We start from the raw sequence: 14879 nt of genomic DNA on the forward strand, positions 1-14879 counted from the left end.
TCCCCTCCCTAGCGGTTTGCGACCGGCGTGAAGGTCGAGAAGTCGACCAACGTGCCGAGCATCTGCAGATACGCAATCAGCGCGTCCGCTTCGGAGACGCCCGGTTGCCCGTCGAAATTCCGCACATTCACAGAGTCGCCGTAGCGTTCGAGCAGACCGTCGTAGTCACTGTCCGGATCGGCCTGCGCCCGGAAATCCGCTTGCGCCGCTTCGATCATGCCCTCGTCATAAGGCACACCCACAAAGGCATTGGTCGCCAGCAGATCATCGACATATCTGCCGTCAAGCAACTTGGTTTCGAGATAGCCATATTTGGGCATCACCGATTCCGGCACCACCGATTGCGGATTGCGCAGGTGATCCACGTGCCAGTCATCCGAATAGCGGCCCCCGACGCGGGCAAGGTCCGGCCCTGTCCGCTTGGAGCCCCACTGGAACGGATGGTCATACATCGACTCCGCCGCGAGGCTGTAGTGGCCATAACGTTCGACCTCGTCGCGCATCGGGCGGATCATCTGGCTGTGGCACACATAGCACCCTTCGCGCACATAGATGTCCCGACCCGTGAGTTCGAGCGGCGTATAGGGACGCATGCCCTCGACCTCTTCGATCGTGTTCTCAAGGTAGAACAGCGGAACGATCTGGACCAGGCCACCGATGCTGACCACCAGAAGACTGAAGATGAACAGCAGCGATGCGTTGGTTTCGATAAACTTGTGCTTGTCGAAAAAGCTCGTCTGATGCGGCAACTCGTTCGGAATTTCGTCTGGAAAATCCTTGAGCGTGGAGACATGCGGATCCTTGTCCGGATCCGTGATCTTGTCGTTGTTCGGCGTTTTCTTGTCGGCCATTGATCCGATCTCCTATTCGGCCGCGACGGCTGCTTGCGAAGCCGCGGTCTCTTTGACCGGGCTGCGCGTCGCAGTCATCCACAGGTTGTAGCACATGATCAGCGCACCGGTGAGATACATTACACCGCCCAGCGCACGCACGACGTACATCGGGAACTTGGCGCTCACCGTGTCGGCAAACGAGTTCACGAGGAAGCCATTGGCGTCAACTTCGCGCCACATCAGGCCTTCCATGATCCCCGTGACCCACATCGAGGCGGCGTAGAGGATGATGCCGATGGTGGCGAGCCAGAAGTGCCAGCTGACCATGCTAAGGCTGTAAAGCCGCTGACGGTTCCAGAGCTTCGGCACCAGGAAGTAAAGCGCGCCAAAGGTGATCATTCCGTTCCAGCCAAGCGCACCGGAATGGACGTGACCGATGGTCCAGTCTGTATAGTGCGACAGCGAGTTCACCGCGCGGATCGACATCATCGGACCTTCAAAGGTCGACATGCCGTAAAAGCCAAGCGAGATCACCATCATGCGGATCACCGGATCGGTGCGCAGCTTGTCCCAGGCCCCCGAGAGCGTCATCAGACCGTTGATCATGCCACCCCAAGACGGCATCCACAGGACAATCGAAAACACCATGCCCAGCGTCGCGGCCCAGTCGGGCAGCGCGGTATAGTGCAAGTGGTGCGGACCGGCCCAGATATAGAGGAAGATCAGCGCCCAGAAGTGGATGATCGACAGCTTGTAGCTAAATACGGGACGTTCGGCCTGTTTCGGCACGAAGTAATACATCATGCCAAGAAAACCGGCCGTCAGGAAGAAGCCCACGGCGTTGTGGCCATACCACCACTGCACCATCGCATCCTGAACACCCGAAAACACCTGAACCGACTTGGAGCCGAAGATCGACACCGGAATGCTGAGGTTGTTGAAGATGTGCAGCATCGCAACGGTGATAATGAAGGACAAAAAGAACCAGTTCGCCACGTAGATATGCGGCTCTTTCCGCTTGACGATGGTTCCCAGGAACACCGCAAGATAGGCCACCCAGACGATTGTGAGCCACAGATCGGTGTACCACTCCGGCTCGGCGTATTCCTTGGACTGAGTCGACCCGAACAGATAGCCGGTCGCCGCCAGAATGATGAACAGGTTATAGCCCCAGAATACGAACCAGGCGAGGTTGCCGCCCCAAAGCCGCGCGGCGCTGGTGCGCTGAACAACGTAGAACGACGTCGCGATCAAGGCGTTGCCGCCGAACGCGAAAATCACCGCAGAGGTGTGCAGCGGACGCAACCGCCCGAAGTTCATGTAGCCTTGCGCCCAATCGAAGTTGAGCGCCGGAAAGGCCAGTTCGAACGCGATATAGGTTCCGACAAGGAACCCCACCACGCCCCAGAATGCCGTCGCGACAACGCCATAGCGTATCACACCGTCCATGTAGCGGGATTGCAACACCGCTGCGGGAATCGGTTCGTCCGTCTGTCGCAGAATCCACAGAAATAGCCCGGCAGACACCACCATCACGATGATGGCGTGAACCTGATAGGCCAAATCGCGCGCGTAACTCGCAGCGATCATCGCCAGAAGCGTGATCAAGCCAAGCACGATCAGCTTGATATAGTTCATCATTTTTCGTCCCTTCGTCTTTCCCGCAAGTTCAGAGTCCGCGCGGGCAGTTTTTAGACTGGGCCCTTAATGCGCATCTTGGCCGAACCTATCTTTGATCTGCATCAATAGAATTTGTTCGGTTCATTGATGGGTATCAAAGCGCCGCGTCCAAAAGAAGTGAAAGCATACAGAAAACACAGATTTACAAGGGGATTACGCATGGCTTTCAAATCAATCTTGGTGGTCGTCACCGACAAGACGCATCTCAACCACACGGTCGCGCAAGGGATTACGATGGCCGAAGCAATGGACGCCCATCTGGACGTGGTGTGCATCGGCGTGGATCGTACCCAGACCGGATATTATTACGCCGGCATGAACGCGGCGATGTTGCAGGAGACGGTGCGCCAGGCGCAGGAGGCCTCCCGCACGATGACCGATGCGGCCAGGAAACTGCTTGGCGCAACGTCCTTGCGCTGGGGCGTGACCGAAGCCGTGTGCCAGCTCGCCGACATTGCCAGAACGGTCGCCTCTTACGCGCGCTTTGCCGATCTTGCGATTGTGCCCCGGCCCTACGGAGAAGACCGCGGGATCGAGGTTGAACCGGTTGTCGAAGGGGCGCTGTTTGAAGGCCAGTCGCCTGTCATCGTCCTTCCGACCAACGATGTGCAACTGAAAATTCCCGAGATCGTCGCGATCGGATGGAACGAAAGTGCAGAAGCCCTGCGTGCGGTGCGCAGTGCATTGCCGTTACTCGTCGGCGCGAAAACCGTTCATATCGTGGTGATCGACCCGCCGCAGCACGGGCCGAACCGGTCTGACCCCGGGGGGCAATTGTCACAATATCTGGCGCGTCATGGCGCGAAGATCGAAATCGACGTGGTGTCCAAAACCATGCCGCGGATCTCGGATGTCATGCGCCGCTGCGCGACCGACATGAACGCCGACATGATCGTCATGGGCGCCTATGGTCACTCGCGTTTCCGCGAGGCGATCCTCGGCGGCGCGACACGGCATATGTTGGAAACTTCGGAAGTGCCGGTGTTCATGGCGCACTGACTGGCGACTGGCCGGGCGCGCTTACCCGGTCAGCAACCTCAGCCCCTGGGTTACATCCGAGCGCACCGCCAGTCGCAGGCCGGGTTCATCCCCGGCCTTCAGCGCCGCAATGATGAGGCGGTGGTATTGCGGCGCGTCCGTGCGCCGCAAACGTCCGTAAAGCGCCCGCATCGTCGGGCCAAGCTGAAGCCAAACCGTCTCGGCCATAGCCAGCATCGCGGGTGCCTGCGCCCGAAGATAGAGCGCTCGATGGAAATCGAGATTCGTGCGCAGATATCCAACCGCATCCCGATTGGAGACGGCATCGCCGATCAGACCGTTGATCGTCTGCAACCGGTCGATCAGTGCCAGATGCGCGCGCGGCAAGGCGCGGCTTGCCAGTTCCACCTCGATCAGCGCACGCAGCGCCGCCAACTCCTCGATCCGGTCGTTCGACAATTCCGGTGTCGATATCCTGCCCGAGGCCGACATCGACAACGCGCCCTCCGCCACCAGACGCTGGATCGCCTCCCGCGCGGGTGTCATCGAGACGTCGAATTCCCGCCCGATCCCGCGCAGCGTAAACGGCTGACCGGGCGCAATCTGACCGAACATTATCCGGTTCCGCAACCCGCGATAGACGCGATCATGCGCGGATAACGTCGGCTCGGAAGGGCGAACTGAAACACTCATACCGAATTGTGATCACAGCCAGAGCGCGGGTCAAGCCTCAAACCGGAATCGGTGCAGGTTCGGCCCCTCGGTTCGCAGCCATGTGCGTGCGTCCTTGCAAGGGCCGTAAAGCTGCTCGACCAGACGCCAGAACGCTGGCGAATGGTTCATCTCCTGCAGATGCGCCACCTCATGCGCTGCGACATACTCCATCACCGGCCGAGGCGCGAGGATCAGCCGCCACGAATACATCAGCGCACCGGTGGAGGAGCATGACCCCCAGCGCGAACGTGTATCCCGAAGCGTCAGACCGGTGTAACTGCGCCCCAAGGCATGCGCATATCTGTCGGACGCCCGGCTCAATTCCGCGCGCGCCTGTTCTTTCAGCCACGCCTGCAAATGCCGCCGCCCTGTCTCGACCGGCACGGGCAAGGCAACGGTGTTCGCGGTCACAACCAGACGCTTGCCGGTGCCCTGAACCAGATCGACATCGGTGCCGGCGATCTGCAACCGGACTCCCGGCCCCACCAGCACACGGGTCTCTTGTTTGCCAAGATGCCCCCGCACCCAATCCTGCTTCTCGAGCGCAAATGCCAGCGCATCGCGTTCCGAGACGCCGCGCGGCACGGTCAACGTCACCGCGCCGTCAATCCGCGAGATCCGCAGCGTCATCCGCCGCGCGCGCGCGTTCTTGCGCAATTTGAGTGTAATATCGGGGTTGCCCGGAAGCGTTCTGACGCCCATATGCCGCTCGATGAGTTCCGTGCCGCAAAGCCTTTGACACTGACACGGTGTTATGGCAGTTGGCGCGGATTGTCGATATGACCACGCAATTGAAGGGGATGACCCATGCCCAAAGAAGAATGGGGCGTCAAACGCCTTTGCCCGACCACAGGCAAACGCTTTTATGACCTGAACAACGATCCGATCATCAGCCCCTACACCGGTGAAGTGGTCGAAGTCGAAACGGGCAAAAACCGCATGATCGCGGCTGACGCTGCTGACCGCCAGAGCAAGGCCAAAGACAAGGAATCCGAAGACGCAGACGTTCTTGAAGACGATGATGTCGACGTTGAACTTGCCGATGACGACGTTCTGGAAGATGACGAGGATGACAACGTCTCTCTCGATGAGATCGCCGATGTTGCGTCCGACGACGACGATTAATTTGCCGAAGGGGCGGAATCGCGCTTGATCCCGCCCCCGGCTTTGCGTAATTGAACGCGCACAAACGGGGCCTTAGCTCAGCTGGGAGAGCGCTTGCATGGCATGCAAGAGGTCAGGGGTTCGATCCCCCTAGGCTCCACCAAATCTCTTTTTAAAAGCGTCACACAGCCCGCCTTGCATGTGCGGGGAAGTTCCTTTGTCTCGTGAACGGCGTGAAAACCCATCTTTCGCTCTGATTGCATGAACAACCGGTTTTTCACGGACGAACCGCCATTCGCGGCTTTTGCACGAACCTGCGGTCAACTGCGATATTCGGGGTTCTCAAATCCAAAGCGGGCACCTGCATCCCATGCGTTTCGATCATTTCCCTGATTGGGGTATCCGCCTGCGTCCTTAAGCATTCTCGCCAGGTGGATCAGGTTCCATGTCATTATGGTGGTGTTTCGCTTGGTAAACTCGTTATCGAAACCAACACGGCGACCGTCATCTTGCCTGTCGCCGTATGACGGCCCCGGACCTGCCTCTCCGATCCATCCGCAATCCGCTTGGGGCGGGATAGAAAACCCAAGATGGTTCATTGCGTACCCGATGGTCATTGCAGCGTGCTTGATCCCATCCTCGTTGCCCGTAATCACGCAGCCCGCTGTTTTTCCGTAATAAACTGACTGGCCCCTATCGTTCAGCTCGCCTGACATGCCGTAAAGCCGCTCAATCAATATCCGGCAAACCGACGATTCCTCACCCAGCCAGAGAGGTGACCCTACAACCAGAATATCGGCGGCTTTCACCTTTTCCCAAACCAGGGACCAATCATCTTTCTTCCAGCCATGTTCAGTCATGTCCGGATATATCCCGGGCGGTATCTCGTGACTGAGCATGTGCAGATGTTCCACCGATAGTCCCTGATCTTCCATGATCGCGGCGGATGCGTTCATGAGCAGTTGTGTATGGCTCTCAAGCGGTTCGCGCTTCAGCGTGGTGTTGATGAAAAGTGCCTTGAGATCAGTATATTCCGTCATCTGTCATACCCCCCGTTTCTATCCACCTGATAATAGTTTCAGGATCTGCAAAAGCCACACTATCGGCAAATTGCCTGTCGTCCGGTGGTATGACGCGCGACGCGATTGCCTGAGACACATGACATCCTCTCAAATGCCGCAAGTCGCCATGTTGCAGGCCCAAGGCACGTGGCCTCAAAGACATTTCCAGCGCTGCACCGCTCCTGCCACGATTCGCTCCGCCACCTGCCCGCAAGAAAAAAGGCCACCCGAAACGAGTGGCCTCCTGTTGCATTGGTCTGTGTCGACTTAGCCGTTCACGCTGTCCTTGAGGGCTTTGGCGATGGTCATCTTGACCACCTTGTCCGCCTCTTTCTTGAACTGTTCGCCGGTGGCCGGGTTGCGCACCATACGCTCGGGGCGTTCACGGCAATAGATCTTGCCAACACCCGGAAGCGTGACTGCGCCGCCTTCGGACACTTCCTTGGTGATGATGCCGGTGACCGCGTCGAGTGCAGCACTTGCGGTTTTCTTGTCGCTGCCCATTTCTTCGGCCAGAGCGGCCACAAGCTGGGTCTTGGTCATTGGTTTCGCCATTTCGTGGTCTCCTTCACTGCCCGATCTTGGGCCTCGTGTGCAAAAACTAACCGTATATTGCGGCAAAACACAACGGCTGGTAGCCTATAACCAAGGGTTTTTCGTCTTTTTTGCTGAATTCCCACAGGTTTTCCCGTTCGTTTTCGGCAGAATCCGGAAATTGACCGTGGATCCTGCAGAATCGCCTACAGAAATGCGGTCTCTTCAAAGCTGCGCAATTTCCGGCTGTGGATGCGTTCGAGCGGCATTTCACGCAGGTTTTCCATTGCCCGGATGCCGATCATCAGGTGGCGTGCCACCTGCTTTGTGTAAAAGTCCGACGCCATTCCGGGCAGCTTCAACTCGCCTTGCAGCGGCTTGTCGCTGACACAGAGCAACGTTCCATAAGGGACTCGAAACCGAAAGCCGTTGGCGGCAATGGTGGCGCTTTCCATATCCAGAGCGATCGCACGCGATTGCGACAGGCGCTGGACCGGCCCGCGCTGGTCGCGCAATTCCCAGTTGCGATTGTCAACACTGGCCACCGTACCAGTCCGCATGATGCGTTTGAGATCGTAGCCCTGCAATTGCGTTTCCTGCGCGACCGCCTGTTCCAGCGCGATCTGGATTTCGGCCAGCGCAGGCACCGGCACCCAGACCGGCAGATCATCGTCAAGCACCCGGTCCTCGCGCAGATAGGCGTGCGCGAGCACGAAATCGCCAAGGCTTTGCGAATTGCGCAACCCGGCGCAATGGCCCACCATCAGCCAGGCATGCGGGCGCAGCACCGCGATATGATCGGTGGCGGTTTTGGCATTCGACGGCCCGACGCCGATATTGACCAGCGTGATCCCCGCACCGCGTGCGCGTTTGAGGTGGTAAGTCGGCATCTGCGGCATCTTCATCGTCGAAAAGATCGGCGAGTCGGGCTCGGTGATTTCGACGTTGTCGGTGCTGACGAAACTCGTGTAGCCGCTGTCGGGATCGGCAAGTTGCGCGCGCGCATAGGCTTCGAATTCCGCGACATAGAATTGGTAGTTGGTGAACAGCACGTAATTCTGAAAATGCACCGGATCGGTCGCGGTGTAATGCGCCAGGCGGGCGAGCGAATAATCCACCCGTTGCGCGGTGAACGGGGCCAGAGGCTCTTCTCCGTCCGGGCCGATCTTGTAGACGCCGTTGACGATATCATCGTTTGTCGTGCTCAGATCGGGAACGTCGAACACGTCGCGCAGCGTAAATTCTGCCGCGCCCTCCTGCGGAACCGTGATCGACTGCTCGTTTGCAACGGCGAAATGCACCGGCATCGGTGTCTCTGACACGCGCACCTCGACCGGAACGCTGTGATTGTCGATCAGCAATCCGATCTGCTGCTCGAGATATTTGGCGAAAAGATCGGGGCGCGTGATGGTCGCCGTATGGGTGCCGGGGTGGGACACATGACCAAAGCTCAGACGACTGTCGATCTTGGCGAAACTCGTCGTTGTGATCCTGATTTCTGGATAAAACGCGCGGTAACGCACACCTGGATGGCCATCCTCCATCGCTGTCTGAAACGCCTTGCACAGAAAATCCGATGCCAGATCGTACAATTCGCGCAGTCGTGACACCGCCGCCTTGGCGTTGTCGAATTGCTCGGGCGCCGGGGTTTCGGGGCTGAGGATGTCCAGGGTGATCGACCGGTCCTGCATGTGCGCCCCTTTTTTAGTGTCTGGCTTGGCCGGCAAAGTGACAGCATCCAGCACGGGGATCAAGCTGATCCGGTCACGCGACACCCCGTCGCTCGGTCAGTGCCACGGGAACCGGCACTGCGACGGCGGCGTTCGTGCTCTATGTCCGACGCGCCAAAGCTCACCTATTATCCGGACGACCGCCCCGGAATTCGCCGTCAGCGCCGCGGACGGGGATTTTCCTATCTTATGCCTGATGGTACGCGCATCAACGACGCCGGTGAGCGCAAGCGGCTCTCGGCACTTGCGGTGCCGCCGGCATGGGAAGATGTCTGGATCTGCCCCATTCCAAAGGGTCACTTGCAAGCCACCGGGCGCGACGTCAAGACCCGCAAGCAATACCAGTATCATCCCGACTGGACAGCCTTCCGCGCAATCCGGAAGTTCGATCATCTGGTCGAATTCGGCGATGCGCTGCCACGCCTGCGCCGCCGTATCCTCAGCGATTTGCGTGACAATGATGTCGGCGAGCGAAGCTTTGCGATCGCTGCGGTGCTGGCGTTGATCGACCGCGCCGGGCTCAGGATCGGAACGCAGGACTACGCACGCGCGAACAAGACATATGGTGCCACGACACTCCGCTCGCGACACCTTGATCTAGACGGTAACACCTTGCGCCTGCGGTATCGCGGCAAGGGCGGCAAGCTGGTCAAGAAAACGCTGCGCGACCAGACCCTCAATCGCGTACTTACCCAACTTGACGACCTTCCCGGTCCGGAATTGATTGGGTGGACGGACGAGGACGGATCACCGCGCAGCATCAGCTCGGCCGAGATCAACAGCTTTCTCGTTGAATATCTCGACAACACCTCCCTGACCGCCAAGACCTTTCGCACCTGGAACGGCTCGGTCGCCGCGTTGGATGCCGTGATGAAAGACGAGGAGGCGACCATCAAATCAGTGTCCGAAGCCGCCGCCGAGCGCTTGCACAACACTCCAACGATTGCCCGCACGTCCTATATCCACCCGGCAGTGATCGACCTTGTCGATATGCCGATGGACGCCCGCCAGAAGCGCTTCGCCAAAGCCAAGGAAAGGACCGGCTTGCGCCGCCGCGAATCCCAGTTGCTGCATCTTCTTGACGACACCGGCCCTTGACACCCTGGTCGTCCCAGAGCCCACTTGGGCACAATTACAGGAGGGCACCATAAGCGTGACACATCTTTCCCCGAATATCGAACACTGGCAGGAGCGGGTTGATCTGGCGGCGGCCTTTCGCTGGACCGCGCGTCTGAACATGCACGAAGCGGTCGCCAATCATTTCAGCCTGTCGATCAATGGCGATGGCACCAAGTTCCTGATGAACCCCAATCAGACGCATTTTTCCCGCATCAAGGCCAGCGATCTGCTGGTCGTGGATGCCAATGATCCTGAAACTTTGTCCGGTCCCAACGCACCCGATCCGACGGCATGGGGCTTGCATGGCGGATTGCATCGGCATTGCCGTCACGCGCTCTGTGCGATGCATGTGCACTCGATCCACGCGACGGTTCTGGCCACATTGCAAGACCCGCGCCTGCCTCCGATCGACCAGAACTGCGCGACATTCTTCAACCGTTATGTGATTGACGACAGCTATGGCGGGTTGGCCTTTGAAGAAGAAGGCGAGCGCTGCGCGCAGCTTTTTGATGATCCGAAAAAGAAGGTGATGATCATGGGCAATCACGGCGTCATGATCATCGGAGACACCGTGGCCGACACGTTCAACCGGCTTTATTATTTCGAACGGGCAGCCGAGACCTATATTCGCGCCTTGCAGACCGGCCAGCCGCTTCGGGTGTTGTCGGACGACATCGCCGAGAAAACCGCGCAGGAACTGGAAGCCTATCCCGAACAAGACGCGCGCCATCTCGCGGAACTCAAGGCAATCCTCGATTCGGAAGGATCGGATTACGCCGCGTAAAGCACTTGCAATTCCCGCGCGATACGTCACCTTTAAGTTATGGAAAAGACACTGCTTTCGCTCGGGCACGGATACAGCGCCACCTATCTTGCCAAAAGACTGGTGCCGCAGGGCTGGCGCATTGCCGGAACGACCCGCGAAGTTGACAATTTCGGCGCCTTGCGCGCGCAGGGCATCACCCCGCTTTTGTGGGATCGTGACGCCATCCTGCCGTGGCTGGAAAACGCCAGCCACGTCCTGGTATCGGCCGGCCCGACTGAGACCGGCGACCCCACATTGGCCTTGCTGAAACCCGATATCGTGGCCTGTGCGGAGAGGCTGAAATGGCTCGGCTACCTCTCCACCACCGGTGTATATGGCGACGCGGACGGCGACTGGGTCGACGAAACCACGCCGCTCACTCCCAGCACCGAACGCGGCCGTCGCCGCGTCCATGCCGAAGCATCCTGGGCGGCGATCCCCGGCCTGCCGCTGCATATTTTCCGGCTCGCCGGAATCTACGGCCCCGGGCGCGGACCGTTTGCCAAGGTGCGCAGGGGCACGGCACGGCGGATCATCAAACCGGGACAGATCTTCAGCCGCATCCATGTCGAAGACATCGCGCAGGTGCTCGAAGCGTCGATGCTGCACCCCGATCCGGGCGCGGCCTATAACCTGTGCGACGATGACCCCGCGCCGCCGCAAGACGTGATTGAATACGCCGCCCAACTGCTTGGCGTGAAACCGCCGCCCGAAGAGCCGTTTGAAGACGCTGAATTGACCCCGATGGCGCGCAGTTTCTATGCTGAGAGCAAGCGCGTGCGCAATGAGCGGATCAAAACCGAATTGGGTGTCACCTTGCTATATCCCGACTATCGCACCGGGCTGAAAGCCGTCCTTGCCGCCGAAGAGGCCGCCGAGTGACAAGCGCGGCGTCGCCTCCACGGTCCTTGACCAGCCTTCTGGACGCGCTTGATCCCACCCTCCCCGAAACCGGCGCAGACACCGATGCCCCGGATGCGGGCCACGGGCTCAGCGTGAGGCAGATGCTGGATCGGGTGGGATCGCGCTCGTTCGGTGCCGCTCTGCTTGTTCCGGCCCTCATTCTGGTGTCTCCGCTGTCTGCCATCCCGCTGATGCCCACGCTCGGCGGTCTGGTCATCGTCACCATCGCGACACAGGCTCTGTTCGGCACGCAGCAGCTTTGGCTGCCCAGGTTCCTGTCGGATCGCACGCTGAACGCCGATCAGCTGTGCCGCGCCATCGGCTTCCTGCGCCGCCCGGCCAAATGGCTCGACGCTCACAGCCGCAACAGGTTGCGGCTCCTGACCGCTCCGCCTTTGGACCGTCTGGCGCTGATGGCCGTCATCATCGTCGCGGCGACGTGGCCGTTTCTGGAAATTCTGCCGATGTTCACATCCGTCAGCGCAGCCGGCGTCGCCCTTATCGCGTTTGCGCTCATGGTGCGCGACGGATTTGCGCTGATCGCCGGATACATCGTGCTTGGTGCGTCGCTGGCGGTTGTTGTCGGGCTGATCGTCGGCCTTCTCTAGGCGCGTTTGCCCAGCGACGCGACGCCCAGAACATTCAGCACTTTGGTCACGATATCCTTGGCGCTGAGTCCGGCGACATCGTACATCCTGGCCGGGCTGGCCTGATCGATGAAGATGTCAGGGAGCACCATGGAGCGGAATTTCAAACCGTGGTCGAACACCTCTTCCTCGGCCAGAAGCTGTGCCACATGGCTGCCAAAGCCACCGACCGCGCCCTCCTCGATGGTGATGAGCGCCTCATGCTCGCGGGCCAATTCCAAGATCAGTTCCCGATCCAGCGGCTTGGCGAAACGGGCATCGGCAACCGTGGGGGTGATGCCCTTGCCGGCAAGCGTTTCACAGGCCGCCATGACTTCGCCCAGACGCGTGCCAAATGACAGGATCGCAACGCGGCTCCCGTTCTGGATCATTCGGCCCTTGCCAATCTCCAGCACCTCACCGCGATCCGGCAACTCGACCCCCTGCCCTTCGCCCCGCGGATAGCGGAACGCGATCGGGCCGTCGTCATGCGCGGCGGCGGTGGCAACCATGTGCTTCAACTCCGCCTCATCGGCGGCCGCCATGACAACAAAGCCCGGCAGGTTCGCAAGGTAAGCGATGTCATAGCTGCCCGCATGGGTGGCCCCATCGGCCCCGACCAATCCGGCGCGATCAATGGCGAAACGCACCGGCAAACGCTGGATCGCCACATCATGCACCACCTGATCATAGCCGCGCTGCAAGAACGTCGAATACATCGCGCAAAACGGCTTCATCCCGCCTGCCGCCAGCGCCGCACAGAAGGTCACGCCGTGCTGCTCCGCGATCCCGACATCGAAAGTGCGCGACGGATAGCGCTCTGCGAAAAGATCAAGCCCGGTGCCGTCAGGCATTGCCGCCGTCACGGCACAAATCAGAGGATCCTGCGCCGCTTCTTGTAGCAAGGCATCCGCAAAGACACGCGTGTAACTCGGCGCGTTGGAGGGCGATTTTTTTTGTTCGCCGGTCAACACGTCGAACTTGGCGCGCGCATGGCCCCGGTCGGCGGCATCTTCGGCAGGTGGATACCCCTTGCCCTTGCGGGTAACGATGTGGATCAGGGTCGGCCCATGCGCGCGGTCCTTGACCGTGCGCAAAATCGGCAACAACTGGTCCAGATCGTGACCGTCGATCGGCCCGACATACGAAAAGCCCAGCGCTTCGAACAGCGTGCCGCCGATCGCCATGCCCTTGAGCATGTCCTTGGCGCGCTTGGCCCCTTCGCGAAACGGCTCCGGCAAAAAGCTCACCGCGCCCTTGGCCGCCTGCTTGAGATCCTGGAACGGGGCCCCCGCATAAAGCTGCGACAGATACGACGACATCGCCCCGACCGGCGGCGCGATGCTCATTTCGTTGTCGTTCAGAATCACAATCAACCGCTTGCCCAGCGCGCCGGCATTGTTCATCGCCTCATAGGCCATGCCTGCACTCATCGCGCCATCGCCGATCACCGCAATCGCATCTCCGGCGCCGGTGTCGCACGCGCCGCCCAGATCGCGCGCCACGGCAAAACCGAGGGCGGCGGAAATCGATGTCGAGCTATGTGCCGCGCCAAACGGATCGTAGGGCGATTCCGTTCGCTTGGTGAAACCGGACAGGCCGTTTTCCTGTCGCAACGTGTCCATCTGCGCCCGTCGCCCCGTCAGGATCTTGTGCGGATAGCACTGGTGCGACACGTCCCAGATGATCTTGTCGCGCGGTGCGTCGAAAATCGCGTGCAGCGCCACCGTCAGTTCGACCACACCAAGCCCGGCCCCCAGATGCCCGCCGGTGCGGGACACAGCGGCAATCGTGTCGCGGCGCAACTCGTTCGCCAGTTGCTCCAACTGCGCATCCGAAAACCGTTTCAGATCGGCAGGTGACGACACAGTGTCCAAAAGCGGGGTGTCGGTATCATGCGACATGGGCCGCGCCTCCGGGTTGCATCAGATGTCGCGCGAAATAACGAACCGCGCCGCATCATTCAAGGTTTGCGCTTTTGCGCCATAGGGTGACAGGGCATCACAAGCGGCATCCACCAGGTCTGACGCACGCCGCTTCGCGCCATCCAACCCCAGCAGAGACACAAAGGTCGCTTTGCCGCGCGCGGCGTCTTTGCCAACGGCCTTGCCAACGGTCGATACGTCACCTTCGATATCAAGGATATCGTCGGCGATCTGAAAGGCCAGACCGAGCGCTGCGGCATATTCCGTCAGCGGCGCCGTGTCCGCCCCGGCCAACCGAGCGCCCGCCTGTGCCGCCCAAACGATCAACGCTCCGGTCTTGCCCGCTTGCAAATCGGTGATCTGCTCCAGCGTCAACGGCTCATCGGCCCGTTCCGCCGAAATATCAAGCGCCTGTCCCAACACCATCCCGCGCCGCCCCGAGGCCTGTGCAAGGCTCGACGCCAGTTCGGCGCGTATGCTTGCATCGTCATGGCAGGCCGGATCAAGCACCAGTTCGAACCCAAGCGCCTGCAACGCATCGCCCACCAGAACCGCCGTGCCCTCGTCCCAGCGGCGATGCACCGTCGGCACACCGCGCCGCAAATCGTCGTCATCCATGCAAGGCAGATCGTCATGCACAAGGCTGTAGGCGTGGATCGCTTCGATCGCGGCGGCGGGCCAGATCGCGCGCCCTTCGTCGATCCCATGCAACCGCGCGCCTTCCATCACGAGGAATCCGCGCAGGCGTTTGCCACCGGCGACGGCATAGCGCATGGCCTCGATAACCGGCAGGTCCGCGTCCTCGTCGAGGACACGTTCGAGATGGGAGCCAATCATTGCGCCATCGCGGCGCAAGGCCTGCGAAAA

At 60.2% G+C, this 14879-nt stretch carries 15 protein-coding genes and 1 tRNA gene; 7 read left to right on the forward strand and 9 right to left on the reverse strand.

What is annotated here, in order from left to right:
* Window positions 1-8: 8 nt before the first annotated feature.
* Both ccoO and ccoN read right to left on the reverse strand, forming a co-directional pair.
* Window positions 9-851 (reverse strand): cytochrome-c oxidase, cbb3-type subunit II, encoded by an 843-nt coding sequence (ccoO, locus tag ACGKZZ_RS09000; RefSeq protein ID WP_411223213.1) that lies wholly within the window; start codon window positions 849-851, stop codon window positions 9-11.
* 12 nt (window positions 852-863) lie between these two features.
* Window positions 864-2474 (reverse strand): cytochrome-c oxidase, cbb3-type subunit I, encoded by a 1611-nt coding sequence (gene ccoN, locus ACGKZZ_RS09005; RefSeq protein WP_411223214.1) that lies wholly within the window; start codon window positions 2472-2474, stop codon window positions 864-866.
* Between the two features lie 198 nt (window positions 2475-2672).
* On the opposite strand from ccoN, the gene ACGKZZ_RS09010 reads away from it, so the two are divergent.
* Entirely contained in the window at window positions 2673-3512 is an 840-nt protein-coding gene (locus tag ACGKZZ_RS09010; RefSeq protein WP_411223215.1) for a universal stress protein, read from the forward strand.
* Window positions 3513-3533: 21 nt separating this feature from the next.
* Here the strand turns inward: ACGKZZ_RS09010 and ACGKZZ_RS09015 are convergent, their stop codons facing one another.
* Window positions 3534-4184, reverse strand: a complete 651-nt coding sequence (locus ACGKZZ_RS09015) for a GntR family transcriptional regulator (RefSeq protein ID WP_411223216.1) — start codon at window positions 4182-4184, stop codon at window positions 3534-3536.
* 30 nt (window positions 4185-4214) lie between these two features.
* Complete coding sequence (locus ACGKZZ_RS09020; protein ID WP_411223217.1) at window positions 4215-4907, reverse strand: M48 family metallopeptidase; 693 nt, start codon at window positions 4905-4907, stop codon at window positions 4215-4217.
* A gap of 105 nt (window positions 4908-5012) precedes the next feature.
* Between ACGKZZ_RS09020 and ACGKZZ_RS09025 the strand changes: the two genes are divergently transcribed.
* Window positions 5013-5330 carry a TIGR02300 family protein gene (locus ACGKZZ_RS09025; protein ID WP_411223218.1) on the forward strand — a complete coding sequence of 106 codons (318 nt, stop codon included), beginning with the start codon at window positions 5013-5015 and terminating at the stop codon, window positions 5328-5330.
* A gap of 66 nt (window positions 5331-5396) precedes the next feature.
* Window positions 5397-5472, forward strand: a tRNA-Ala gene (locus ACGKZZ_RS09030).
* A 157-nt stretch (window positions 5473-5629) separates the two neighbouring features.
* Here ACGKZZ_RS09030 and ACGKZZ_RS09035 read toward each other — a convergent pair.
* From ACGKZZ_RS09035 to ACGKZZ_RS09045, 3 genes are all read right to left on the reverse strand, one after another.
* Entirely contained in the window at window positions 5630-6349 is a 720-nt protein-coding gene (locus tag ACGKZZ_RS09035; protein WP_411223219.1) for a flavodoxin family protein, read from the reverse strand.
* 288 nt (window positions 6350-6637) lie between these two features.
* Window positions 6638-6925, reverse strand: a complete 288-nt coding sequence (locus ACGKZZ_RS09040) for an HU family DNA-binding protein (protein WP_292294201.1) — start codon at window positions 6923-6925, stop codon at window positions 6638-6640.
* A gap of 185 nt (window positions 6926-7110) precedes the next feature.
* On the reverse strand, window positions 7111-8595 hold the full coding sequence (locus tag ACGKZZ_RS09045) for an AMP nucleosidase (RefSeq protein ID WP_411223220.1): 1485 nt from the start codon (window positions 8593-8595) through the stop codon (window positions 7111-7113).
* A gap of 141 nt (window positions 8596-8736) precedes the next feature.
* Here ACGKZZ_RS09045 and ACGKZZ_RS09050 point away from each other — a divergent pair, with 141 nt between their 5' ends.
* The 4 genes from ACGKZZ_RS09050 to ACGKZZ_RS09065 are packed head-to-tail and all read left to right on the forward strand — an operon-like array spanning window position 8737 to window position 12069.
* The gene (locus tag ACGKZZ_RS09050; RefSeq protein WP_411223221.1) at window positions 8737-9732 is read left to right on the forward strand and encodes a DNA topoisomerase IB; all 996 of its coding nucleotides are present in this window, start codon (window positions 8737-8739) and stop codon (window positions 9730-9732) included.
* 49 nt (window positions 9733-9781) lie between these two features.
* Window positions 9782-10537, forward strand: a complete 756-nt coding sequence (locus ACGKZZ_RS09055; RefSeq protein ID WP_411223420.1) for a class II aldolase and adducin N-terminal domain-containing protein — start codon at window positions 9782-9784, stop codon at window positions 10535-10537.
* Between the two features lie 39 nt (window positions 10538-10576).
* Window positions 10577-11440: an SDR family oxidoreductase gene (locus tag ACGKZZ_RS09060; RefSeq protein ID WP_411223222.1), complete on the forward strand. Its 864-nt coding sequence runs from the start codon at window positions 10577-10579 to the stop codon at window positions 11438-11440.
* 26 nt (window positions 11441-11466) lie between these two features.
* The gene (locus tag ACGKZZ_RS09065) at window positions 11467-12069 is read left to right on the forward strand and encodes an exopolysaccharide biosynthesis protein (protein WP_411223223.1); all 603 of its coding nucleotides are present in this window, start codon (window positions 11467-11469) and stop codon (window positions 12067-12069) included.
* On the opposite strand, the gene dxs is transcribed toward ACGKZZ_RS09065, so the two are convergent.
* Complete coding sequence (gene dxs / locus ACGKZZ_RS09070; RefSeq protein WP_411223224.1) at window positions 12066-13991, reverse strand: 1-deoxy-D-xylulose-5-phosphate synthase; 1926 nt, start codon at window positions 13989-13991, stop codon at window positions 12066-12068. The two genes, ACGKZZ_RS09065 and dxs, sit on opposite strands and share 4 nt — an antisense overlap.
* 21 nt (window positions 13992-14012) lie before the next feature.
* Window positions 14013-14849, reverse strand: a complete 837-nt coding sequence (locus ACGKZZ_RS09075) for a polyprenyl synthetase family protein (RefSeq protein WP_411223225.1) — start codon at window positions 14847-14849, stop codon at window positions 14013-14015.
* Window positions 14850-14879 lie beyond the last annotated feature (30 nt).

Origin of the sequence: Marivita sp. S2033 (assembly GCF_046592965.1) — a bacterium.
In the GTDB taxonomy this organism is placed as follows: Bacteria; Pseudomonadota; Alphaproteobacteria; order Rhodobacterales; family Rhodobacteraceae; genus Marivita.

Coding starts and splice junctions, on each gene's coding strand:
- ACGKZZ_RS09035 (WP_411223219.1), bottom strand. CDS start 6,349: ATGACGGAATATACTGATCTCAAGGCACTTTTCATCAACACCACGCTG.
- ACGKZZ_RS09025 (WP_411223218.1), top strand. CDS start 5,013: ATGCCCAAAGAAGAATGGGGCGTCAAACGCCTTTGCCCGACCACAGGC.
- ACGKZZ_RS09040 (WP_292294201.1), bottom strand. CDS start 6,925: ATGGCGAAACCAATGACCAAGACCCAGCTTGTGGCCGCTCTGGCCGAA.
- ACGKZZ_RS09010 (WP_411223215.1), top strand. CDS start 2,673: ATGGCTTTCAAATCAATCTTGGTGGTCGTCACCGACAAGACGCATCTC.
- ACGKZZ_RS09015 (WP_411223216.1), bottom strand. CDS start 4,184: ATGAGTGTTTCAGTTCGCCCTTCCGAGCCGACGTTATCCGCGCATGAT.
- ACGKZZ_RS09075 (WP_411223225.1), bottom strand. CDS start 14,849: ATGATTGGCTCCCATCTCGAACGTGTCCTCGACGAGGACGCGGACCTG.
- dxs (WP_411223224.1), bottom strand. CDS start 13,991: ATGTCGCATGATACCGACACCCCGCTTTTGGACACTGTGTCGTCACCT.
- ACGKZZ_RS09020 (WP_411223217.1), bottom strand. CDS start 4,907: ATGGGCGTCAGAACGCTTCCGGGCAACCCCGATATTACACTCAAATTG.
- ACGKZZ_RS09045 (WP_411223220.1), bottom strand. CDS start 8,595: ATGCAGGACCGGTCGATCACCCTGGACATCCTCAGCCCCGAAACCCCG.
- ACGKZZ_RS09050 (WP_411223221.1), top strand. CDS start 8,737: ATGTCCGACGCGCCAAAGCTCACCTATTATCCGGACGACCGCCCCGGA.
- ACGKZZ_RS09060 (WP_411223222.1), top strand. CDS start 10,577: ATGGAAAAGACACTGCTTTCGCTCGGGCACGGATACAGCGCCACCTAT.
- ccoO (WP_411223213.1), bottom strand. CDS start 851: ATGGCCGACAAGAAAACGCCGAACAACGACAAGATCACGGATCCGGAC.
- ccoN (WP_411223214.1), bottom strand. CDS start 2,474: ATGATGAACTATATCAAGCTGATCGTGCTTGGCTTGATCACGCTTCTG.